At 68.4% G+C, this 25688-nt stretch carries 2 protein-coding genes; both read right to left on the reverse strand.

Annotated elements, in window-relative coordinates:
* The coding region (locus tag H7U20_RS19435; protein ID WP_199760800.1) for a non-ribosomal peptide synthetase at positions 1-9722 on the reverse strand (9722 nt) is incomplete at its 3' end.
* On the reverse strand, positions 9715-25680 hold the full coding sequence (locus H7U20_RS19440; RefSeq protein WP_199760801.1) for a non-ribosomal peptide synthase/polyketide synthase: 15966 nt from the start codon (positions 25678-25680) through the stop codon (positions 9715-9717). The genes H7U20_RS19435 and H7U20_RS19440, both read right to left, overlap by 8 nt.
* Positions 25681-25688: the final 8 nt, after the last annotated feature.

The following is a 25688-nucleotide window of genomic DNA, read 5'->3' on the forward strand; positions in this document are numbered from 1 at the left end:
GCCCACGACAGCGGCAGTCCGGCGCCGCGGTCGGCCAGCGGAATCGCCGTCGTCGCGGCGCGCCGGGCCTGGCCCAGCGCGGTCGCGAAATCGCCCAGTACGGGATGGGCGAACAGCTCGCGCAGCTCGACCTCCAGCCCCAGGCTGGCGCGGATGCGCGTCATCAGTTGCACCGCCAGCAGGGAATGGCCGCCCAGTTCGAAGAAATGGTCGTTGCGGCCGACCCGGGCCAGCCCGAGCAGGTCTTGCCAGATGCCGGCGACCACGCACTCCAGCTCGCCCTGCGGCGCCGCGTACTGGCGCAGCGCGGCGGCCGTCATGTCCGGCGCGGGCAGGGCCTGGCGGTCGATCTTGCCGTTCGAGGTGAGCGGCAATTGGTCGAGCACGACGAAGGCGGCCGGCAGCATGTAGTCGGCCAGCTGCGTGCTTAGCTCGGCGCGCAACTCGGCCGCGCTGCCCGGCGTGCCGGTCAGGTAGGCCACCAGGCGCTTCTCGCCCGGCTGATCCTGTCTTGCCAGCACCACGGCCTCGCGCACGCCCCGGCACTGGGCCAGGCGCGCTTCGATCTCGCCCAGCTCGATGCGGAAGCCACGGATCTTGACCTGGAAATCCTTGCGTCCCAGGAACTCGACATTGCCGTCGGCCAACCAGCGGCCCAGGTCGCCCGTCTTGTACAAGCGCCCCGGACCAAACGGATTGACGAGGAAACGCTCGGCGGTCAGTTCCGCACGGTTCAGGTAGCCGCGCGCCACGCCGAGCCCGCCGATATAAATCTCGCCGGCCACACCCAGCGGCACCGCTTGCAACAAATCGTCAAGGATGTAGAGCTGGGTGTTGGGCAGCGGCTTGCCAATCGGCACCGCGCCGGCCTGGTTCGGCGAGCAAGCGTAAACGGTGGAGCACACGGTCGCTTCGGTGGGACCATAGGAGTTGACGAGCAACTGCCCGCGCGACCATTGCTGGGCCAGCGATGCGGACAGCACATCGCCGCCGGTGATCAAGGTTTGCAGGCCCAGATCGGCGTCGGCCGGAAGCGCTGCCAGCACGCCGACCGGGATGCCGACATGGCTGATCGCATGGCGGCGCAAGGTGTGCAACAGCGCCTCGCCGAGCAAGGCCTCCTTGGGTGCAAGGTGCAGGCTGGCGCCGCTGCACAGCGCCATCATGAGGTCGGACACGCAAACGTCGAAACCGAAGGAGACGAACTGGAGCAGACGGCTGTCGGGGCCGATTGCGTACACTTCGTTCAATGCCGGAATCAGGTTGCACAAGCCGCGATGGTGATTTTGCACGCCTTTGGGCATGCCGGTCGAGCCGGACGTATAAATCACGTAGGCAAGGTTATCCGGCGTCATCCCTAGCGCGGCCGGCGCCAGATTGCCGTCCGCCCCCGTCCCTGCATCGGCATCGGCATCGGCAGACTCGGCTTGCGCATCGAGCAAAAGGACCGGCATCGCACACGGCGGCAACAGCGCGCGCAATGGCGCTTGCACCAGCAGCGCCTTGGGCGCGCTGTCGGCTAGCATGTAGGCGATCCGCTCCGGCGGCAGCGAGGGATCGATCGGCACGAAGGCGGCGCCGGCCTTGAGCACGGCCAGCACGCCGATGACCATCTCCAGGCTGCGCTCGGCGGCCACGGCGACCAGTTGGTCCGGGCCGATGCCCAGCGCCCGCAGGCGATGGGCCAGCTGGTTGGCCTTGCGGTTGAGCTGCGCGTAACTGAGGCTGGCTTCGCCAAACACCAGCGCCAGCGCCTCCGGCGTACGCGCCGCATGGGCTTCGAACAATTGATGGATCAGCTTGTCGTCCGGATAAGGGCGCGCCGTGTCGTTGAAGCCTTGCGTCAATTGCCGGCGCTCGGCGTCGCTCAAGAGCTGTAGCCGGGCCACGCTTTGGCTGTCGTCGGCCACCATTTCGCCCAGCACGGCGACGTAACAGCGCGCCAGGCGCGCGATGGTGTCGCCGTCGAACAGTGCCGTGGCATACGTCATGTGGCCATGCAGCTGCTCGTGCGCTTCGGTCACGCCCAACGCCAGGTCGAAATGCGCCGTCTCGTGCTTGCGCTCGACGCCGCTCAGGCGCAGGCCCGGCAGGACCAACTCGCCGCGCTCGGAGGCCTGGTTCAAGGTCAGCAAGGTCTGGAACAGGGGGCTGTGGCTCAGGCTGCGAGTCGGCTTGAGCGCGTCGACCACCTGTTCGAACGGCACGTCCTGGTGGGCGTAGGCGTCGAGGGTCAGGCCGCGCACCTTGGCCAGCAGTTCGGCCACGCTAGGTGCGCCTTCCGTATCGATGCGCAGGGCCAGCGTATTGACGAAAAAGCCGATCATGGGTTCGACTTCGCTGCGCTGGCGGTTGGCAACCGGGCTGCCGACGACCACGTCGGTCTGGCCGCTCAGGCGCGCCATCAGGATGCCCCAGCCGGCCAGCAGGGTCATGAACAGTGTGGCGCCGTGGCGGGCGCCGAGCTGTTTCAGTCCCGCGCTCAACGGCGCCGGGATGGTGAATGCCAGGGCATCGCCGGCATAGCTTTGCACGGCGGGACGGGGGCGGTCGGTCGGCAAGGCCAGCAGCTCCGGGGCGCCGGACAACTGCCCGGTCCAATAGTCGAGCTGGCCTTGCAGGGCGGCGCCCTGCAACCAATTGCGCTGCCAGGCGGCGTAGTCGGCATACTGGATCGCCAGGGGCGCCAGCGGATCGGCCTGCCCCTGGCTGAACGCCGTGTACAGGCTAGTCACTTCGCGCACCAGCACCTCGATCGACCAGCCGTCGGTGACGATGTGGTGCTGGTTAATCAGCAGCACGTGTTCGTCCGGCGCCAGGCGCAGCAGGCGGCCGGCGATGAGGGGGCCTTGCTCCAGCTCGAATGGCAGGCTGAAAAACTGCTTGCCGATGGCGTCGACCATGCCCGGCTGCGCAGCCGCGCCAAGCGCGCTCAGGTCCTGTTCATCCAGCGCAAAGCCGATGTCGGCGCGGCCGATGCTTTGCGCCGGTTCGCCCTCCGCCATGACGAAGGTGGTGCGCAGGATCTCGTGGCGCGCGACGATGCGGTCCAGCGTGGCGCGCAAGGCCGGCGTATCGAGCCGGCCGGACAACCGCAATGCCGCCGGCACGTGGTAGGCGGCGCCGGCGGCGGCATCGAGCCGGCCGAGGAACCAGAGGCGCTGCTGAGCCCAGGACAGCGGCAAGCGCGCGCCGCGCTCGGCCAGGGGAATCGCGCCCAGGGTCGATTGCCGGGCTTGCGCCAGCGACACGGCAAAGGCGGCCAGCGTCGGGCGCGTGAACAAGTCGCGCAAGTTCGCTTCCAGCCCCATGCCGGAGCGGATGCGCGAGATCAGTTGCACCGCCAGCAGCGAGTGGCCGCCCAGCGCGAAGAAATTGTCGTCGCGGCCGACCTGTTGGACGGCGAGCAGCTCGGACCAGATCCGCGCCAGCGCCGTTTCCACCTCGCCTTGCGGCGCCTGGTAGGCGCGCGCCGCGACGGCGGCCTGATCCGGCGCAGGCAGGGCCTTGCGGTCGAGCTTGCCATGCGGCGTGAGCGGGAAGCGCTCCAGCGTGACGAAGGCGGCCGGCAGCATGTACTCGGCCAGGGTTTGGCCCAGTTCGGCGCGCAGTTCGGCCGCGCTGGCCGGGGTGCCGATCAAGTAGGCCACCAGGCGCTTGTCGCCCGGCACGTCTTCGCGCGCCAGCACCACCGCTTCGCGCACACCGGCGCAGCGCACCAGCTGCGCTTCGATCTCGCCCGGCTCGATGCGGAAGCCACGGATCTTGACCTGGAAGTCGTTGCGGCCCAGGTATTCAACGGTGCCGTCGGCCAGCCAGCGGCCCAGGTCGCCCGTCTTGTACATGCGCGCGTCCGGCTGGGCGCTGAAGGGGTCGGCGAGGAAGCGTTCCTCGGTCAGCGCCGGCCGATTGAAGTAGCCGCGCGCCACGCCGGCGCCGGCGATGTGGATTTCGCCCGCCACGCCGAACGGCACCGGCCGCAGGTGGGCGTCGAGCAGGTAGATCTGGGTGTTGCCGATCGGACGCCCCAGCGGAATGCTGCGCGCGTCGGCGGCCACCGCCTCGATCCGGTGGCTGGTGGAAAAAGTGGTCGTTTCGGTCGGGCCGTAGAGGTTGATCAGCTGGCCCGGCGCCGGCGCCAGCAGGGCGCGCGCCACGCTGCGCGGATCGAGGGCGTCGCCGCCGATCAGCAGCAGGCGCAAGCGGGCGAAGGCCGGCTTGAGCACATCGAGGTAGGCGTTGAACACGCCGACGGTGAGGAACAGCACGCTCACCCCGCCGGCCAGCAAGGTATCGTTGAACCTGCGCGGATCGAGCAGGATTTCCTGCGGCACCAGCAGCACGCGCGCGCCGTTGAGCAGCGCCGCCCACAGTTCCCAGCTGCTGGCGTCGAAGGCCGGGCTGGCGCAGTGCGCCATGCAGTCCGTCGCCACGATGCCCACGTCCGGCTTGTTGACGACCAGGGCCAGCACGTTGCGGTGCTCGACCATCACTCCTTTCGGCTGGCCGGTCGAGCCCGAGGTGTAGATCACATACCCCAGGTTGCGCGCGCTCAGTCCGGGCACCTCGGGATTGTGGTCGGGGCAGGCGTCCAGTTGCGCCTCGTCGTCGAGACAGAGCACCGGCACCGAGCCGGGGAATTGCGCGCGCAAGGCGCCGCGCACCAGCAGCACCTGGGGCGCGCTGTCCTCAAGCAGATACGCCAGGCGGTCGGCCGGATAGGCCGGATCGAGCGGCACGTAGCCGGCGCCGGCCTTGAGCGTGGCCAGCATGGCGACCACCATATCCACCTCGCGCGCGGCGCAGATGGCGACCCGGCCGTCCGGCTTGATGCCCAGCGCGAGCAAGCGGTGGGCAAGCCGGTTGGCGCGCCGGTTCAAGGCGCCGTAGCTGACGCTCACCGCGCCCGCCACCAGGGCAATGGCGTCCGGATGGCTGGCGGCATGCTGCTCGAACCGGCCATGGATCAGCGCCTCGTGCGGATAGTCGTGGGCGGTGTCGTTGAAGTCCCTGAGCAGGCGCTGCGTCTCGGCCGGCGGCAACAGCGGCAGCGTGCACAGATTCGTCTGCGGCGCGACGATGAGCGCGTTGGCCAGTGCCTCGATGCCACGCTGCAGATAATCGGCCATCCGGTCCGACGCCACGCCGGCTGCCTGAACCGTCAAGCCGAAGCCGCGCCCCCGATCGTCGACCGAGGCGCTGATCGGATAATTGCTACGCTCCTCGGCGGCCAGCTGGCGCATGCCCTGCCACTGCGCCACGCCATTGGCGGCGGCAGGACTATGCCGGTAATTGAGCAAGGTGGAAAACAGCGGCTGGCCGGCCGGCACGCCGCTGCAACGCTGGGCCAGGACCAGTGATGCCTGCTCGTGGACCAACAACTCGTTCAGGCGCCGCCCGCATTGCGCCACGGCCGCCTGCGCCGGCAAGCGGCCAACGCTGACGCGCAACGGCAAGGTATTCAGGAACAGGCCGACGGCCTGCCCCACGCCGTCGCTGCCGCGCATGCGGCCCGAGAGCACGGTGCCGAAGACGACGTCATCCTGGCCGGTGCAGGCCGCCAACACCTGGCCCCAGGCCAGATGGAACAAGACTGCGGGGCTGACGCCGTGCTGGCGCGCCGCCGCGCGGATCTTCTGCGCCAGATCGTCGCTCAATTCCAGGCGCGTCTGGTCGAGCACGGCGCCGCTGCCTTGTGTATCGACGATACCGAAGGGCGTGGTCGCTTCCGACACGCCGCCCAGTTCGCGTTCGAAGTAGGCCTGGTGTTCGACCACGGAAACGGCGCGGCTGGCCGCGATGAAGTTGCGGAACGGAATGGGCGGCGCCAGGCGTTCGGCCTGTCCTTGCAGCAGCAAATGGATCTCGCCCATGATCGATTCGAGCGAAACGTGGTCCGACACCATGTGCTGGTTCAAGATCGCCAGCAGGTATTCGCCGCTATCGGCCAGCGCAATGGTATAGGCCGCCAGCAAAGGCGCCCGGCCCAGGTCCAGCCGCAGCCGGCGCGGATCGCTGTGGCGCAACAACTGCGCCAGGCTGTCCTCGCCGCTCGCCGGCGTCAGCGCATGGACGGGCAGCGGCGCCTGCCGGCACACCACTTGCAGCGGCTGCGGCAAGCCCTCCCAGAAGACGGCGCTGCGCAAAATATCATGCCGGTCGATCACTTGCTGCAAGGCGAGCAGGAAGCTGTCGAGCCGCGCGCGGGTATCGAAGCTCAGCACGCTGCGCGACAGGTAGGGGTCGCCTTCACTCTCCAGCAGATAGTGGAACAAGATGCCTTCCTGCAAAGGCACCAGCGGGTAGATGTCCTGGATGTTGGCGCTGCCGCCGTCCACCCGGGCGACCAGGCCGTCGATCTCCGGCTGGCTCAGGCTCAGCAGCGGCAACAGCGCCGGCGTGATCTGGGTGCAGCCGGGGGCGATCAGCGCGGGAGCCGCCGCCGGCTGCGCTTCGGCCTCCAGCGGCGTCGTTGCCGCCGCCAGTTCGGCCAGCGACAGATTGGCAAAGACCAGTTGCATGTCCAGCGCGAGCTGGTGCGTCCGCAGCTCTTCGAGCATGTCGATCACCAGCAGCGAATGGCCGCCCAGGGCGAAGAAATGATCGTCGCGGCCGACCCGGCGCAAGTCGAGCAGGGCCTGCCAGACCTGCGCCAGCGCGGTTTCGTTGGCGCCGCGTGGCGCCTGGTAGGGCTCGCCCGCCATGGCGTCGGCGTCGGGCGCCGGCAGGGCGCGCCGGTCGAGTTTGCCGTTTGCCGTCAAGGGGAACTTGTCCAGCATGACAAAGGCGCTTGGCACCATGTGCTCGGCCAAGCGCGTGGCCAACGCATGGCGCAGTTCGGCCAGCTCCAGTTGCGCACCGGCGTGCGGGACCAGATAGGCGACCAGGCGTTGGGTCGGCTGCTCCGGATGGGCCAGCACCAGCGCCTCGCGCACCTGCGGCAGCTCGCGCAACGCCGCCTCGATTTCGCCCAGCTCGATGCGGAAGCCACGGATCTTGACCTGGAAGTCGTTGCGGCCCAGGTAGTCGAGATTGCCGTCGGCCAGCCAGCGGCCCAGGTCGCCGGTCTTGTACAGACGCCCCGCACCGAAGGGATTGGCCGGGAAGCGCTCGGCCGTCAGTTCCGGACGGTCCAGGTAGCCGCGCGCGACGCCGGCGCCGCCAATGTAGATTTCGCCGGCAATGCCCAGCGGTAGCGGCTCAAGGTGGGCGTCGAGGATGTAGATCTGGGCGTTGTCCAGCGGCCGCCCGATGTGCGGACGCGGCGCGTCGGGCTCGATGCGGCCCAGGGTGGCGTCGACCGTGGCCTCGGTCGGACCATACATATTGAAGAATTCGATATGCCGCGCCTGTTGCAGGCGCGCCCACATGGCCGGCGCGATCGCTTCGCCGCCGAGCAGGACGGCGCGCGGGTGATAGTGATAGTCGCCGCGCTCCAGCAAACCGGCGTCGAGCAACAGTTCCAGTTGCGACGGCGTGCTGTCGAACACATCGATGCAATGTTGTTCAAGAAATTGCATGACCTGCTTGCCATCGGCGCGTATCGCCTGCGGAATCAGATGCACGCAATGCCCCGACAGCAGTTGCAGCCAGCCCTTCCAGGACATGTCGAAGGCATACGAGGCGTTCAGGGCGACACGGGCCTGCGCCGGCAGCGACTGGTGGGTGCTGCCTTTCATCGCCTGCCAGAAATTCAGGGCGGAATGATGCTCCACCATGACACCCTTGGCCGCACCGGTCGAGCCCGAGGTGTAGATGACGTAGGCCAGATGGTGCGAATGCAAGCCCAGCTGGGCCGGATCGGGATCGTGCTGGGCGGCGTGGCAAAACGCGTCCGTATCCAGCGTCCATACCGGCATCGTGCAGGACGGCAAACCCGCCACCAGCGCGGCCTGGGTCAGCAGCACGCGCGCGCCGCTGTCGGCCAGCAGATAGCCCAGCCGCTCGCGCGGTTGCAGCGCCTCCATCGGCACATACGCGGCGCCCGATTTGAGGATGCCGAGCAGGCCGACCGCCATCTCCACGCTGCGCTCGACGCACAGCGCGACGCGCTGGTCCGGCTTGACGCCCATGTCGATCAGCGCGTGCGCCAGTTGATTGGCGCGCCGGTTCAACTCGCCGTAGCTCAGGCCATGCGCGCCGCTGACCACGGCCATGGCCTGCGGATGGGCCGCCGCCTGGGCTTCGAACAGGCGATGGATCAATTGCTCGTGCGGATAGGCGACGGTGGTGCGGTTGAAATCGGCCAGCAGCATCTGGCGTTCCTCGGCGCTGGTGAGGGCGATCCGGCTGAGCGGCATGGCGGCGTCGGCGACCATGGCTTCGAGCACACGGCGGTAGCGCTCGAAGCACTGCCGCACCGTGCTCTCGTCGAACAGCTCGCTGGCATAGGCCAGGTGGCAGACGATGCCGTCCTGGCCTTCGGTGAGCGTGGGATGCAGGTCGAAGTGGGTGCTGGTGCTATCGAACTCAAGCGGCGCCAGTTGCAGACCAGGCAATTGCAGCGGACCTTGGCCGGCATCGTTCATGGTCAGCATGGTCTGGAACAGCGGGTTGTAGGCCAGGCTGCGGGTTGGCTTGAGCGCTTCGACCACTTGTTCGAACGGCAAATCCTGATGGGCGTAGGCATTCAGGGTGTGGGTCTTGACCTGGGCCAGGAACTCGGCGACGGTGGGCTCGCCCTCGGTGCTGAAGCGCAGCGCCAGGGTGTTGACGAAAAAGCCGATCAGGCCTTCGGTGCCGGCCCGCTCGCGGTTGGCGATCGGCGTGCCGATCACCACCTCGCTTTGCGCGCTCAGGCGCGCCATCAAAATGGCCCAGCCGGCCAACAGCGTCATATACAGGGTGGTGCCGTGGCGCTGGCCCAACTGCTTGATCGCGCGGCTCAGCTCGGCGGAAAAAACGCCGTCGATGCGGCCGCCGGCATGGCTTTGCACGGCCGGACGCGGACGGTCGGTCGGCAGCGCCAGCAACTCCGGCGCTTGGTCCAAGTGCTGTTTCCAGTAGTCGATCTGGGCCGCCAGGGCATCGCCCTGCAACCAGGCGCGCTGCCAGGCGGCATAGTCGGCGTATTGGATCGGCAGGGGTGGCAGCGGATTGGCCCGGCCCTGGCGCAAGGCGCTGTAGAGCGCGCCCATTTCGCTGATCAGCACGCCGATCGACCAGCCGTCGGTGACGATGTGATGCTGGTTGAGCAGGAACAGGTGATCCTGCGCGCCCAGGCGCAGCAGTTGCGCGCGGACCAGCGGCCCCTGCGCCAGATCGAAAGGCGTGCTGAAGGTGTCGGCCTGGATGCGTGCGACCACCCGCGCCTGCTCGTCCTTGCCGAGTCCGCTCAAGTCGTGCTCGCTCATGGCAAAGCCGATGTCGGCCGCGCCGATCACTTGCACCGCCTGGCCGTCGAGCGTCACAAAAGTGGTGCGCAGGCTTTCATGGCGGGCGGTGAGCAGATCGAGCGCGGTTTTCAGGGCGTTACGGTCGAGCTCACCCTGCAGGCGAAAACCGGCCGGCAGATGGTAGGCGGCGCCGGCGGCGGCATCGAATTTGTCGAGGAACCACAGGCGCTGCTGCGCCCACGACAACGGCAGCGCCGCGCTGCGTTCAACCGGCGCGATCGCGCGTTCGGCACCGGCCTTCTTTTCCTTGTTCTGCGCCTGCAGCCGCTTGAGTTTGACGGCGCGCTTGAGGGACTCGAGTTGGTCCGGGCTGACAGGCTTATTCATTGGTATTTCCTTCGGATAGAAGCAGCATTAATTCTTCTTCGGACAAGGCGTCGAGTTCCTCGTCGATTTCGCTGAGATCGTTGTCGTGGTAGCGCGACAGCTGCAAGGTGGTGAGTCCATCGGCCATGTGCTGCAGTAGCGGACGGGCAAACAGATCACCCAGCGGCATGTCGACGTCGAATCGGGCACGTATGCGCGCCAACAATTGCACCGCCAGCAGGGAGTGGCCGCCCAGTTCGAAGAAATGGTCGTTGCGGCCTATGCTGTCCATGCCCAGCAGGTCTTGCCACAGCTGTGCCAGCGCCTGCTCGACTTCGCCCTGCGGCGCCACGTAGTCGCGGCTGGCCAGGGCCGACAGGTCGGGCGCCGGCAGCGCCTTGCGGTCGATCTTGCCGTTCGGCGTGAGCGGGAAGCGCTCCAACACGACGAAGGCGGCCGGCAGCATGTACTCGGCCAGGGTGCGGCCCAGTTCGGCGCGCAGTTCGGCCGCGCCGCCCGGGCTGCCGGTCAGGTAGGCGACCAGGCGCTTGTCGCCCGGCACGTCCTCGCGCGCCAGCACCAGCGCCTCGTGCACGCCCGCGCACTGGGCCAGGCGTGCCTCGATTTCGCCCAGCTCGATGCGGAAGCCACGGATCTTGACTTGGAAGTCGAGCCGGCCGTGGAAGTCGATCAAGCCGTCGGCGCGGTAGGAGCCGAGGTCGCCGGTGCGGTACAGGCGGCCGGCGCCGCCCAGCGGATGGTCGATGAAGGCCGCCGCCGTCTGCTGCGGACTGTTCAGGTAGCCGCGCCCGACGCCAAGGCCGCCGACGCAGATTTCGCCCTTGACCCCGATCGGCACCGGCTGCATGGCGCGGTCGAGGATGTAGATGCGGTTGTTCGGCGTCGGCCGGCCGATCGGAATGGCGCTGCGCGCGTCCGGCCGGGCGTCGATGGCGTGCCAGGTGACGTCGTCCGAGCATTCCGCCGGGCCGTACACGTTCATCAGCGGAATCGCCGGGAAGCGCGTGAACCAATCTTGGCTCAGCTTGCTGCCCAGCGCCTCGCCCGTCGGGATCAGGTAACGCAGGCGCGCCAGGGTGCGGCCCTCGGCGCCGCCGTCGAGCAGGCTGCGCATCATGCTCGGCACCGTTTGCAGCAAGGTCACGCCCTCCGCTTCGACCGCTTCAAGCAAGCGGCTAGGATCGTAGGCGATGGTATCCGGCAGCACCACCGTGCGCCCGCCGACCAGCAGCGCGGAGAGCATTTGCCAGACGCAGATGTCGAAGGCGGCCGAGGCGGTTTGCGCCAGGCCGTCTTGCGCGTTGATGTTCATCGTGACGATCTTGCCGAACATGTGGTTCAACATGCCCAGCTGTTCGACCATCGCCCCCTTCGGCTTGCCGGTCGAGCCGGAAGTGAAAATGACGTAGGCCAGGTCGCCCGGCGCCGCGCCCGGCAAGCCGGTCGGCACCGCGCCGGCGCACCAGTGCTGTTCGAGCACGATGGTGGCAAGGTCCAGGTGTCCGGCCAATGCCTGCGCCTGCGCCGCGCATTCCTCGGCCACCAACAGCAGCGGCGAGCCGCTCATCTCGACGATCTCGCGCAGGCGCTCGGGCGGATGCTTGACGTCCAGCGGCAGGAAGGCCGCGCCGGCCTTCAAGACAGCCACCATCATGGTCAGCAGCGACAGGTTGCGCTCGCTCACCAGGGTCACCAGCACATCGCGGCCGGCGCCGGCATCGAGCAGGACCTTGGCGACGCGGGCGGCGCGGGCGTCCAGCTCGCCATAACTCAGGCTGGCCTCGCCGCAGCTGGCGGCGATGCGCGAAGGATCGCGCGCCACCTGCTGCGCGAACAGGGCGGCGAAATCATGCTCAAGCGGGAAGTCGTGGGCGCTGGCGTTCCAGGTCTCCAGTTGCAGCGTGCGCTCGGCCGCACCCACCAGCGCCAGGCGGCTGACCGCCTGCGCCGGATCGGCCACCATGCCTTCCAAAACGTTCTGAAAGTAGCCAAGCAGGCGCCGCATGCTGTCGGCCTCGAACAGGCCGGTCGCGTATTCGAGCACGCCGCCGATGCCCGCAGCGGTCTCGGCCAGGGTCAGCGACAAATCGAATTGGCTTGCCGTGGCAGTCTGCTCGACCGGCGACAAACGCAAACCCGGCAGCAGCTGGGCATCGCTGACCGCCGCGTTATTCCAGCTGAACATGGTCTGGAACAGCGGGCTGTGGCTCAGGCTGCGTGTCGGCTTGAGCGCCTCGACCACTTGTTCGAAGGGGATATCCTGGTGCGCATAGGCGTTCAAAGTCAGGCTCTTGACCCGCTCCAGCAGCTCGGCCACGCTCGGCTCGCCGTCGGTATCGACGCGCAGTGCCAGGGTGTTGACGAAGAAGCCGATCAGGTTTTCGATCTCGCTGCGCTGGCGGTTGGCGATCGGACTGCCGATCACCACATCGCCCTGCCCGCTCATGCGCGCCATCAGGATGCCCCAGGCGCCGAGCAAGGTCATGAAGACGGTCACGCCATGGCGCGCGCTCAGCTGCTTGATTCCCTCGCTCAAAGCCGCCGGCAGGTGCACCGGCAGATGGGCGCCGGCATAGCTTTGCACGGCCGGACGCGGATGGTCGCTCGGCAGGGCCAGCAACTCGGGGGCGCCGGTCAGGTGTGCCGTCCAATAGTCGAGCCGCGCTTGCAGGGTCTCACCTTGCAAATGGCCGCGTTGCCACGCCGCGTAGTCGGCGTACTGGATCGCCAGCGGCGCCAGCGGATCGTCGCGCCCCTGGCTGAACGCCGCGTACAAGGCGCTCACTTCACGCACCATCACCGCCAGCGACCAGGCGTCGGTAACGATGTGATGCTGGTTAATCATGAGCATATGCTGCTCTTCGCCCAGGCGCAGCAGTTGGCCACGGATCAGCGGGCCGGCGGCCAGGTCGAAGGGAGCGGCGAAGAAATCGGCGCGCAGGCGCTCGATAGCCGCCTGCCGCGCACCGGCGTCGAGCGCAAGCAAGTCGTGCTGGCTCAGCGCAAAGCCGGTGTCGGCCGCGCCGATGTGCTGCGCGGCTTGGCCGTCGCGCATGACAAAGGTGGTGCGCAAGCTCTCGTGGCGGGCGACGAGGCGGTCGAGGGTGGCCTTCAAGGCCACGGTGTCGAGCTCACCGCTGAGATAAAATGCCGCCGGAATGTGGTAGGCCGCGCCGGCCGCAGGATCGAGCTGGTCGAGGAACCAGAGGCGCTGCTGGGCCCATGACAGCGGCAGGCTGGCGCCGCGTTCGGCCAGCGGAATGGCGCCCAGGGTCGATTGTTCGGCCAGCGCCAATTGCTGCGCGAAATTGCACAGTAGCGGATGGGCGAACAGTTCGCGCAACACCACTTCGATGCCCAGCACTTCGCGCAGGCGCGACATCAACTGCACCGCCAGCAGGGAATGGCCGCCCAGTTCGAAGAAGTCGTCGTTGCGGCCGACCCGCTCGACGCCGAGCAGGGTTTGCCAGATGGCGGCGATGCTCTGTTCGAGCTCGCCCTGCGGCGCCGCGTAGCTGTGCGTGGCCATGGCCGTCATGTCCGGCGCCGGCAGGGCTTTGCGGTCGAGCTTGCCGTTCGCCGTCAACGGCATGCTGTCGAGCGTGACAAAGGCCGCCGGCAACATGTACTCGGCCAGGTGCCGGCCCAGCTCGGCGCGCAGCTCGGCCGGGCTGCCCGGCTCGCCGCTCAGATAGGCCACCAGGCGCTTCTCGCCCGGCTGGTCTTCGCGCGCCAAGACCACCGCTTCGCGCACGCCGTCGCACTGCGCCAGACGCGCCTCGATTTCACCGAGCTCGATGCGGTAGCCACGGATCTTGACCTGGAAGTCGTTGCGGCCCAGGTAATCGATATTGCCGTCGGCCAGCCAGCGGCCCAGGTCACCCGTCTTGTACAACTGGCCTGCGCCAAAGGGATTGACCAGGAAGCGCTCGGCCGTCAATTCGGGACGGTTCAGGTAGCCGCGCGTCACACCGGCGCCGCCGATGTAAATTTCGCCCACCACGCCCAGCGGCACCGGCTGCATGCCGGCGTCGACGATGTGGATCTGGGTATTCGCGATAGGCCGGCCGATCGGCACGAACTCGCGCCCGCCCAAGCCGGCGTCGACTTCATAGGTAATGCAGCCGACCACGGTTTCGGTCGGCCCGTATTCATTGATGATGCGCGAGGACGGTGAGAGCGTCCGCCACAGCGCCGCCGTGGCGGCGGGCAGCGCCTCGCCGCCGACCACGAACACGTGGGCCGGATAGCGCCGGCCGGTCGCCTGCAGGCGTTGGCCGAGCAGGGCCAGGTGGGCCGGCGTGATCTTGACCAGCGCGCCGTTCGAGCTGGCGAACAAGGCTTCGAGTCCCTCCAGCTCCTCGCCCTCGGGGATCAAATGCAGGCTGCCGCCACTCATCAGCGGCAGGTAGACGCTGGTGACGGTGGCGTCGAAGGCCAGCGGCGAGGAGACGATCGCATGGCACGCGCCGGTCGACTGGTAATGGCCATACGCCCAATGCAGGTAATGGCACACGGCGGCGTGCGGCACCATCACGCCTTTCGGCTGCCCGGTCGAGCCGGAGGTGTAGATCACATAGGCCAGGTGGGATGGCGCCAGATCGGCGCGCAGCGGATTGTGTGTCGGCTGCTTGGCCAGTTGCCGATCGTCGTCCAGCACGATCATGCGCAGCAAGCTCAATGCCGGCAGATTGTCCTGCAACGCATCCTGCGTCAGCAAAGCGGCCGGCGCGCAGTCGCCGAGCATGAAGCTGATCCGGTCGATAGGCGCAGCGGCGTCGAGCGGCACGTAGGCGCCGCCGGCCTTGAGCACGCCGAGCAGGCCAACCACCATCTCGATGCCCCGTTCGAGGTAGAGGGCGACCCGGTCGTCGGGCTTCAGTCCCATCGCGATCAGGCTATGGGCCAGCTGGTTGGCGCGCGCGTTCAAGGCCGCATAACTGAGCGTGCTGCCCTGGAAGCGCAGCGCTTCGGCCTCCGGCGTGCGGGCCGCTTGCGCTTCAAATAACTGGTGCACCAGCTGCGTCGGGCTGGCCTCGGCGGCGGTGGCGTTGAAATCGCATTGCAGCTGTGAGAGGTCGCTCGCGCTCAGCAGCTTGACCCGGTGTACGCTTTGCTGGTCGTCGTCCACCATCGCCTGCAACAGCACCTGGAAGTGGCGCACCAGGCGCGCCATCGTGGCGCCGTTGTAAAGCGCGCTGGCGTAGACCAGGCGGCCCTGCAGCGCATCGTCGACATCGATCAGATACAGCGAGGTGTCGAATTGTACGGTGTCGTGCGCCTGTTCGAGCAGTTCCAGCGTCAAACCGTCCAGGCTCAAATGCGTATCCATGGACTGGTTGTGGAAAGTCAGAATGGTCTGGAACAGCGGGCTGTGGCTCATGCTGCGCTGTGGCTTGACCGCCTCGACCACCTGTTCGAACGGCAGGTCCTGGTTGGCATAGGCGTCGAGCGTGCTCGCCCTCACCTGCGCCAACAGCGCGGCGACGCTCAACTCGCCCTGCGTGTTCAGGCGCAAGGCCAGGGTGTTGGCAAAGAAGCCGATCAGGTGTTCCGTCTCGCCGCGCTGGCGGTTGGCGATCGGACTGCCGACCACCACGTCCGATTGTCCGCTCATGCGCGCCATCAGCAGGCCCCAGCCGGCCAACAGCGTCATGAAAAGAGTGGCGCCGTGGCGCTGCCCCAGTTGCTTGAGACCGCGTCCGAGTGCGGCGGGAATCTCGAAGGCAACGCTCGCGCCGGCATAGCTTTGGGTGGCCGGGCGGGCGAAGTCGCTCGGCAGAGCCAGCAGTTCGGGCGCCCCCGCCAATTGCCGCTTCCAGTAGTCGGCCTGGGCTTGCAAGGCCGGTCCTTGCAGCCAAGCGCGCTGCCACACGGCGTAATCGGCGTACTGCAGCGCCAACGGTGCCAGCGGATCGGTCTGGCCGCGACGGAACGCCGCATACAGGCTCGCCACTTCGCGTACCAGCACGCCGATCGACCAACCGTCGGTGATGATGTGGTGCTGGTTAAAGAGCAGCAGATGGGCGTCCTCGCCCAGGCGCAGCAACTGGCTGCGGATCAGCGGACCTTGAGCCAGGTCGAATGGGGTGGCGTAGAAGTCCACGCCGATACGCTCGACCGCGCTGCGCTGCTCGGCGCCGCCGAGGTGGCGCAGATCGTGTTCGGCCAAGGCGAAGCCGCAGTCGGCGGCGGCGATGCGTTGCACCGCCGCGCCGTGTTCGAGCACGAAGGTGGTGCGCAGGCTTTCATGGCGTGCGACTAGGCGGTCGAGCGTGGCCTTCAACGCCGCCCTATCGAGCTGCCCGCTCAGACGCAAAGCGGATGGAATGTGATAGGCCGCGCCGGCCGCCGCGTCGAGCTGGTCGAGGAACCACAGGCGCTGCTGCGCCCACGACAGCGGCAGGCCGGCGCTGCGGTCGGCCAGCGGAATCGCCGCGCTCGCGGCACGGCGGGCCTGGCCCAGCGCCGCCGCGAAATCGGCCAGGACGGGATGGGCGAACAGCTCGCGCAGCTCGACCTCCAGCCCCAGGCTGGCGCGGATGCGCGTCATCAGTTGCACCGCCAGCAGCGAGTGGCCGCCCAATTCGAAGAAATGGTCGTTGCGGCCGACCCGGGCCAGGCCGAGCAGGTCTTGCCAGATGCCGGCGACCACGCATTCCAGCTCACCCTGCGGCGCCGCGTACTGGCGCAGTGCGGCGGCCGTCATGTCCGGCGCCGGCAGGGCCTGGCGGTCGATCTTGCCGTTCGAGGTGAGCGGCAAGCGGTCGAGCACGACGAAGGCGGCCGGCAGCATGTAGTCGGCCAGTTGCGTGCCCAGCTCGGCGCGCAACTCGGCCGCACCGCCCGGCGTGCCGGTCAGGTAGGCCACCAGGCGCTGTTCGTCGCCCATGTCCTGGCGCGCCAGCACCACCGCCTCGAGCACGCCCCGGCACTGGACCAGGCGCGCTTCGATCTCGCCCAGCTCGATGCGGAAGCCACGGATCTTGACCTGGAAGTCGTTGCGGCCCAGGTAATCGATATTGCCGTCGGCCAGCCAGCAAGCCAGGTCGCCCGTTTTGTACAAGCGCCCCGGACCAAACGGATTGACGAGGAAACGCTCGGCGGTCAGTTCCGCACGGTTCAGGTAGGCGCGTGCCACACCGGCGCCGCCGATGTGGATTTCGCCGGCCACGCCCGGCGGCACCGGTTGCAGCCGGGCGTCGAGGATGTAGATCTGGCTGTTGGCGATCGGTCGTCCGATCGGCACCCTGCCCGCCTGGCCGGCATGGCAGCGGTAGACGCTGGCGCACACCGTCGCCTCGGTCGGACCGTAGGCATTGAACACCGAGTGGCGTTCGGCCCACTGCGCGGCCAGTTGCGGCGGGCAGGCTTCGCCCGCCATGATCAGGCACAGGCCGGCGGGCAGGCGCTCCGGCGCCAGCGTGGCCACCGCCGACGCGGGCAGGGTCACGTGGCTGATCGACTCGTCGAGCAGGGTCGCCAGCAACGGCGCGCCCGGCAGCAAGGCCTCGCGCGAGGCCATGACCAGCGTCGCGCCGCAACCCAGCGCCATCATGATTTCGGAAATGCTGGCGTCGAAGCTGAACGAGGCGAACTGCAGCACGCGGCTGTCGGCGCGCACGCCGAACAGGTCGATCTGGGCGCGCGCCAGGTTGCACAGGCTGGCGTGCTGGCTCATCACGCCCTTCGGCTGACCGGTCGAGCCGGAGGTGTAGATCACATAGGCCAGGTGTGCCGCGTCCAAACCCGCAACCACGGGGTTGGCTGCGGACGCGGGCGCGGACGAAGATGCGGATGCGGATGCGGATGCGGACGACCATGCGGGCGCGGACGCCGGCGCGGCGCCGGGCGCGTCGAGCAGCAGCACCGGCGCCGTCGTGGCCAGCCGTTCGCACAAGGCACCAAAGGTGAGCAAGGCCACCGGCGCGCTGTCGGCCAACATGTACTCCAGACGTTCGGAGGGATAGGTCGGATCGAGCGGCACATAGGCGCCGCCGGACTTGAGGATGGCCAGCATGCCGACCACCAGCTCGATGCCGCGCGGCGCGCACAACGCCACCCGTTCGTCGGGCCGCACGCCCATCGCCAGCAGGCGCGCGGCCAGTTCGTTGGCGCGTTCATTCAATTCGGCATAGCTGAGCGTCGTTCCCTCGAAGGCCAGCGCCGCAGCCTGCGGCCGTTGCGCGGCCTGGGCCTCGAACAACTGGTGGGCCAGCTGCCCTTGCGGGTAGTCGACCGCGCTGTCGTTGAAGCCGCGCGTGACCTGCTCGCGCTCGTCGGCGGCGAGCAGGTCCAGGTGCTCAACGCCCTGCTGCGCATCGGCCACCATGGCCCGCAGCACGCGCTCGAAGCGCGCCAACAGGCCGTGCATGGAAGCGGCGTCGAACAGCGCGCAGGAATAAATCAGACTGCCGAAGATCCGGCCGTTCGCCTCGCTCATCGACAGGGCAAGGTCGAACTGCGCCATCGCATGCTCTTGCGGCAGGCTGCTCAGGCGCACGCCCGGCAGCGCCAATTCCTGCGCCACGGGCGCGTTGTTGAGGCTCAGCAGGGTCTGGAACAAGGGGCTGTGGCTCATGCTGCGCTGCGGCTTGACGGCTTCGACCACCTGCTCGAACGGGATGTCCTGATGGGCATAGCCGTCCAGCGTGATGCCCTTGACGCGTTCGAGCAGCTGCGCCACCGTCGGCGCGCCCTCGGTGTTGATCCGCAGCGCCAGGGTGTTGACGAAGAAGCCGATCAGGTTTTCGATCTCGCTGCGCTGGCGGTTGGCCACCGGGCTGCCGACAACGACGTCGGCTTGTCCGCTCAGGCGCGACATCAGGATGCCCCAGGCGGTCAGCAAGGTCATGAACAGGGTCGTGCCGTGGCGGGCGCCCAGCTGCCGCAAGCCCTCGCTCAGGTCCGCCGGCAAGCTGAAGCCGAGGTTGGCCCCCGCATACTGCTGCACCGCCGGACGAGCGCGGTCGGTCGGCAAGGCCAGCAACTCCGGCGCGCCGGACAGATGCTGCTTCCAGTAAGCGACCTGCCGCTGCAAGGTCTCGCCTTGCAGCCAGTTGCGCTGCCACTGCGCGTAGTCGGCGTACTGGATTGCCAGCGGCGCCAGCGGATCGCTGCCCCCTGTGCTGAAGGCCGTGTACAAGGTGCTCACTTCGCGCACCAGCAGGCCGTTCGACCAGCCGTCGGTGATGATATGGTGCTGATCGACCAGCAGCATATGCTCGCCATCGTCCAGACGCAGCAACAGCCCGCGAATCAACGGCCCCTGCGCCAAGTCGAAGGGCATGGCGAAAAATTCCCCGCACAGGCGTTCGACGGCGCCGTGCTGCTCGTGCGCGGCCAGTGCGCGCATGTCCTGTTGGCGCAGCGCGAAGCCGGCGTCGGCCGCGCCGATGGCCAGCTGCGGCTCGCCATCGCGCATCACGAAGGTGGTGCGCAGGTTCTCGTGGCGCGCGACGATGCGGTCGAGCGTCGCTTCGAGCGCCTTGGTGTCGAGCGCGCCGGACAGGCGCAGCGCGGCCGGCAAATGGTAGGCCGCGCCGGCGCCGGAGTCGAGCCGGTCGAGGAACCACAGGCGCTGCTGGGCCCACGACAGCGGCAGGCGCGCATTGCGGTCGGCCGGGGCAATCGCCCCCAGGGTGGACTGACGCGCCAGCGCCAGCTGGCTGGCAAAATCGTGCAAGACGGGGAAGGCGAACAAGGCGCGCAAGCCGACTTCGACACCCATGACGCTGCGTATGCGCGAGATCAACTGCACGGCCAGCAGGGAGTGACCGCCCAAGGCAAAGAAGCTGTCCCGACGCCCCACTTGCGGCACATCGAGCAGCTGCTGCCAGATCTCGGCCAGGGCTTGTTCAGTCGCGCCCTGCGGCGCCACATAGTCGTCGCTGGCCAGTGCCTGCGCATCGGGCGCCGGCAAGGCCGCGCGGTCGAGCTTGCCATTCGGCGTCAGCGGGAAGCGCTCCAGCGTCACATAGGCGGCGGGCAGCATGTGCTCGGGCAGCTGGCGCGCCAGTGCGCCGCGCAGCTGCGCCGCGCTGCCGGGGCTGCCGGTCAGGTAGGCGACCAGACGCAGTTCGCCGCCGTCCTGGGCGCGGGCCAGCACCACCGCTTCCTCGACACCGTCGCACGCGGCCAGGCAGGCTTCGATCTCGCCGAGCTCGACCCGGAAGCCGCGCAGCTTGACCTGGAAGTCGTTGCGGCCCAGGTAATCGATGGTTCCGTCGGCCAGCCAGCGTGCCACGTCGCCGGTCCGGTACAACCTCCCCTCGCCGAAGGGGTTGGCGATGAAGCGCTCGTTGCTCAATTCCGGACGGTTCAGATATCCGCGCGCCACACCCGCGCCGCCGATATAGATTTCGCCCGTCGTACCGATCGGCACCACTTGCCGCTGCGGATCGAGAATGTACAGCTGGGCATTGGCGATCGGCCGGCCGATATGCGGACGCGGCGCGCCGCCATGGATCGCCGCGATGGTCGCGTCGACCGTGCATTCGGTCGGGCCGTAGACGTTGAAGGCGGCCATGCCGGACCGCTGCAGGCGCTGCCAGGCGGCCGCGCCTATGGCTTCGCCACCGATCAGGGCGGTCTTGCCGGCGCATGCCGGCTGCTCCAGCAGTCCCGCCTGGCACAGCAGTTCCAGCTGGGACGGCGTGCAATCGAAGACGTCGATCTGCTGCTCGACCAACCACCGCGCCAACGCCGCGCCGTCGGCGCGGATGTCTTGCGGAATCAGCAGCAGGCAGTGGCCGCTGAGCAGTTGCACGATGTTCTTCAGCGAGGCGTCGAAGGAAATCGCCGCGTTAACGCCGATCCGGGCATGCTCGGGCACTTGCGCGAACGCCGTGATTGCCAACGCCTGCCACAGGTTGACCAGCGAACGGTGCTCGACCATGACGCCCTTCGGCTGGCCGGTCGAGCCGGAGGTGTAGATCACATACGCCAGATGGCCGCCATGCAGGCCGGCCGGCGCCGGATTGTCGCATTCCCGCGTGGACGGCAGTTGGTCGACGCAGATGCAGGCGGCCGCTGTCGCCGGCAATTGAGGCAGCAGGGCGGACTCGGTCAGCAAGGCGACGGGCGCGCTGTCGTCGAGCAGGTAGGCCAGACGGTGCTGCGGATAATGCGGATCGAGCGGCACATAGGCCGCGCCGGCCTTCAAGACCGCCATCAAGGCGACGATCATGGAGACACCGCGTTGCATGCAAATGGCGACCCGGTCGTCCGGCGCCAGGCCCAGCGCAAGCAGATGGTGGGCCAGTTGGTTGGCGCGGCGGTTCAGTTGCGCGTAGCTGAGGGTCTGGCCGGCACAGGACACGGCCGGCGCGTCGGGCGTGCGGGCCGCCTGGGCTTCGAACAGACGGTGCATCAGCTGCTCGGGCGGGCGCGCGGCGGCGCTGGCATTGAAGGTGCGTGTCAGCCGGATGCGTTCCTGCTCGCCGAGCAGGTTCAAGCGCGTCACACTTTGGCCCTCGTCGGCCACCATGCCATGCAGCAGCGTCCGGAAGCAGTCCAGCAGGCGCGCCATGCTCGCGCCGTCGTACAAGGCGCTGGCATAGGTCAGCGTGGCGGCCAGCACGCCGCCGCTTTCGCGCAGCGCCAGCGAGGTGTCGAAACGGGCTTGCGTATGGCGCTGTTCGAGCAGCGTCGTGTGCAGGCCCGGCAGCTGCAAGTCCTGCTCCGGGGCGGCGGCAAACGTCAGCATGGTCTGGAACAGCACGCTGTGGCTCAAGCTGCGTGGCGGCTGTAGCGCTTCGACCACCTGGTCGAACGGAATGTCGGCATGGGCGTAGGCGTCCAAGGTCAAGCTCTTGACCCGGGCCAGCAGCGCGGCCACGCTCGGTTCGTCCTCGATGCTGATGCGCAGCGCCAGGGTGTTGACGAAAAATCCCATCAGCTGTTCGATGGCGCCGTGCTGGCGGTTGGCGATCGGGCTGCCGACCACCACCTCGGACTGGCCGCTCAGGCGCGCCATCAGGACGCCCCAGGCGGCCAGCAAGGTCATGAACAAGGTGGTGCCATGGCGCTGGCTCAGCTGTTTCAGGCCGGCGCTCAGTTCGGCCGACAGGCGCAGCTCGGCAAGCGCACCGGCATGGCTTTGTGTGGCGGGACGGGCGCGGTCGGTCGGCAAGGCCAACAGTTCGGGGGCGCCGGCGAGTTGCCGTTTCCAATAGCCGGCCTGGCGCTGCAACGCATCGCCGCGCAACCATGCGCGCTGCCACAGCGCAAAGTCGGCGTACTGGATCGGCAGCGGAGGCAGCGGATCGTCGCGCCCCGCGCTCAAGGCGGCGTACAGCGCGCCCACTTCACGCACCAGCACGCCCAGCGACCAGCCGTCGGAAATAATATGGTGCTGGTTGATCATCAGCACGTGCTCGTTGGGCGCCAGGCGCAGCAACTGGGCGCGTATCAGGGGACCGCGCGCCAGGTCGAACGGGGCCGTGAAGAAGGCGTCGCCGGCGCGGGACAAGGCGTCGGCGCGCTCATCCAGAGGCCGGCCGCTCAAGTCGGCGTGGCTCAAGGCAAAGCCGCTGTCGGCCTCGGCGATGCGTTGCAGCGGTTCGCCGTCGACCAGCACGAAGGTGGTGCGCAAGATCTCGTGGCGCGCCACGATGCGGTCGAGCGCGGCCGCCAGCGCGGCGGCGTCGAGCGCGCCGGACAGGCGTAGCGAGGCCGGCAAGTGGTAGGCCGCGCTGGCGTCCGCGTCGAGCTGGCTGAGGAACCAGAGGCGCTGCTGGGCCAGGGACAGCGGCAGCTTCGCGCCGCGCTCGGCCAGCCCGATGGCGCCCAGCGTGCTGCGGCGCGCCCGCCCCACCAGGGTGGCAAAATCGGCCAGCACGGGATGCTCGAACAATTGGCGCAATTCGACTTCCGCGCCGAGCGCCAGACGCAGGCGCGACACCAGTTGCACCGCCAGCAGGGAGTGGCCGCCCAGTTCGAAGAAGTGGTCGTTGCGGCCCAGGCCCTGCAGGCCCAGCAGGTCTTGCCAGATGGCCGCGATGGTCTGTTCCAGCTCGCCTTGCGGCGGCGCGTAGGGCCGCGCCGCCAGCGCCATCATGTCCGGCGCCGGCAGGGCCTGGCGGTCGATCTTGCCGTTCGGCGTGAGCGGCAAGCGCTCCAGCGTGACGAAGGCGAGCGGCAACATGTATTCGGCCAGGTGCCGGCCCAGCTCGCCGCGCAGTTCGGCCGCGCTGCCCGGCGTGCCGGTCAGGTAGGCCACCAGGCGCTTGTCGCCCGGCACGTCTTCGCGCGCCAGCACCACCGCCTCGCGCACCCCCTCGCAGGCCGCCAGGCGCGCCTCGATTTCACCCAGCTCGATGCGCAAGCCACGGATCTTGACCTGGAAGTCGTTGCGGCCCAGATAGACCAGGTCGCCGTCGGCCAGATGGCGCGCCAGGTCGCCGGTGCGGTACAGGCGCGCTTCGGCGCGCTGGCTGAACGGATCGGTGATGAAGCGCTCGGCCGTCAGTTCCGCGCGGTTCAGGTAGCCGCGCGCCAGCCCGGCGCCGCCGATGTAGAGTTCACCGGCAACACCCAGCGGCACCGGCTGCAGGTGGGCATCGAGGATGTATGTCTGGGTGTTGGCGATGGGCCGGCCGATCGACGGTGCGGCTTGGCCGCCCTGCCGGGCTTGGCTCAGCAGGCGGCAAGTGGACCAGACCGTCGTTTCGGTCGGACCATACATATTCCACAGCTTGGCCACCCGGCCGCATAGTTGTTCGGCCAGCGCGGCCGGCAAGGCCTCGCCGCCCACCAGCGCGGTCAGGCCGGGCGCGCCTTGCCAGCCATGGTCGATCAAGAGGCGCCAGGTGGCCGGCGTGGCTTGCATCAGGCTCACGCCCGATTCGGCGATGGTGCGCGCCAGCCAGTGCGGATCGGCCGCCCGCGTGCGTTCGGCGAGGATGATGCGCGCGCCGTGCACCAGGGGCAGGAACAGTTCCAGCGCGGCGATATCGAAGGAAAGCGTGGTCACCGCCAGCACCACGTCGGCAGCGGCCAGGCCGGGTTCGATGCCCATCGCGGCGAGGAAATTGGCCAGCGAACGGTGCTCGATCATCACGCCCTTGGGCGCGCCGGTCGAGCCGGAGGTGTAGATCACGTAGGCCAGGTGGGCCGGGCTCAAGCCCGCCAACACCGGGTTGTGGACCGGCTGCGCCGCCAGGCTGGCGTCGTCCAGATACTGCAACCGGCCCGCGCCGTCCATCGGCAGCGACAACTTGCTGTGCGTGAGCACGACCTGCGGCGCGCAGTCGGCCAGCATGTAGGCCAGGCGCTCGGCCGGGTAGTCCGGGTCGAGCGGCACGTAGGCGCCGCCGGCCTTCAGGATGGCCAGCAGGCCGACCAGCATGCCCAGGCCGCGCTCGGCGCAAAGGGCCACCCGCGCGTCGGGGCCGACGCCGAGCGCCAGCAGGCGGTGCGCCAGCTGGTTGGCTTGCTTGTTCAGCTCGGCATAACTGAGCACTTCACCCTCGAAGCGCACGGCCTCGGCCTCGGGGCTGCGCAGCACCTGCGCCTCGAACATCCGCGGCAGCAGAGCATCGCGCGGGAAGTCGACGTCGGTGTCGTTCCAGCCGCGCGTCAATTGTTCACGCTCGCCGGCGTCCAGCAGGTTCAGCCGGCTCACGCTTTGCTGGTCGTCCTCGACCATCGCCTGCAACACGCGGTCGAAATGGCCGGCCATCCGTTCGACGGTCGACCGGTCGAACAGGCTCGGATCGTATTGGAAGGCGATGCGCAGCGTATCGTCCAGCTCAAGCACTTCCAGGGTCAGATCGAATTTCGGCCCGCCCGTTTGATGGGCGGGAAAGGAGCTCAGCGTGTACGGTCCCCACTCGGGCGCGCCGTGCTGCGTGTTGCCATCCCACAGCGACAGCAGCCGATTGGCGCCGCGCGCGTTCTGGAACAGGAACATGGTCTGGAACACCGGATGCGCGCCCGCCACCCGCTCCAGCTGCAGCTGTTCCACCAACAAGGAAAATGGATAGTCTTGGTAACGCATGCCGCGCAAGGCCGTGTTGCGCACCGATTTCAACACCTCGGCGACGCTGGCCTGGCCGGTGAAGCGCTGGCGCACGGCGATCGGGTTGACGAAGTCGCCCACCACGTCGGCCCATTGTTCCTCGGTGCGGCCGGGCAAAGGCGAGCCGATCACGATGTCGTCCTGACCGCTGTGGCGATGCAGCAGCACCGCGTAGGCGGCCAGCAAGGTGGCGTACATGGTGCTGGCATGCTTGCGCGCCAGCCCGCGCACGGCGCCGGTCAAGGCGGCGGACAGCTGGCTGCTGTGCACGGCATGCTGCCGGCCCGTGTCGGCGCCACGCGGGCGTTCGCCGGGAAGCTGGAGCATGGGCAAGCCCGCCAGCGCGTCGCGCCAATACAGCCATTGCTGCCGCGCCGCCGCCGAGCCGAGCCAGTCTTGCTGCCAGCCGACGTAGTCCTGATAGCGCGCGGCGCCGGGCGCCGCCGCGCCGCCCGGGGCCTGCAGATAACCGCCGAACTCTTGCAGCAGCCGCCAGTACGACCAGCCGTCGACCGCCAGATGGTCGAAGACGATCTGCAGCACCGTGTCGTGCTCGCCGCAGCGATACAAATACGCCTTCAGCAGCAGGCCGGCGTCCAAGTCGAACGGGACGCGGCAATCGGCCTCGACCTGGTGCTGCAAGTCGATTCCGGCCTCGGCCTGGCGGACGGTGAGATGGACCCGCGCCGTCTCGGCAATCGCTTGCTCGGGCTTGCCCTGGTTGTTTCTGAAGCGCGCGCGCAGCATCGGGTGGCGTTCCACCAATTGCTGCAGCGCCGCCGTAATCAGTGCGACATCGAGCGGTCCATGCAAGCGCGCCGTAAAGCCGTTGTTGTGGCTGCCCTGGCGCGCGGCGTCGAGCTGGTACAGGAACCAGCGGCTGCGCTGCGCCTCGGACAGTGGAAACCAGACGGCGGACGTGGCATGTAGGCTCATAGTTGCGC

The organism is Rugamonas violacea (assembly GCF_016461825.1).
Taxonomy (GTDB): Bacteria; Pseudomonadota; Gammaproteobacteria; order Burkholderiales; family Burkholderiaceae_D; genus Rugamonas.

What these genes read in the sequence shown, in the direction of transcription:
- H7U20_RS19440 (WP_199760801.1), bottom strand. Translation starts at nt 25,680, where the DNA reads ATGAGCCTACATGCCACGTCCGCCGTCTGGTTTCCACTGTCCGAGGCG.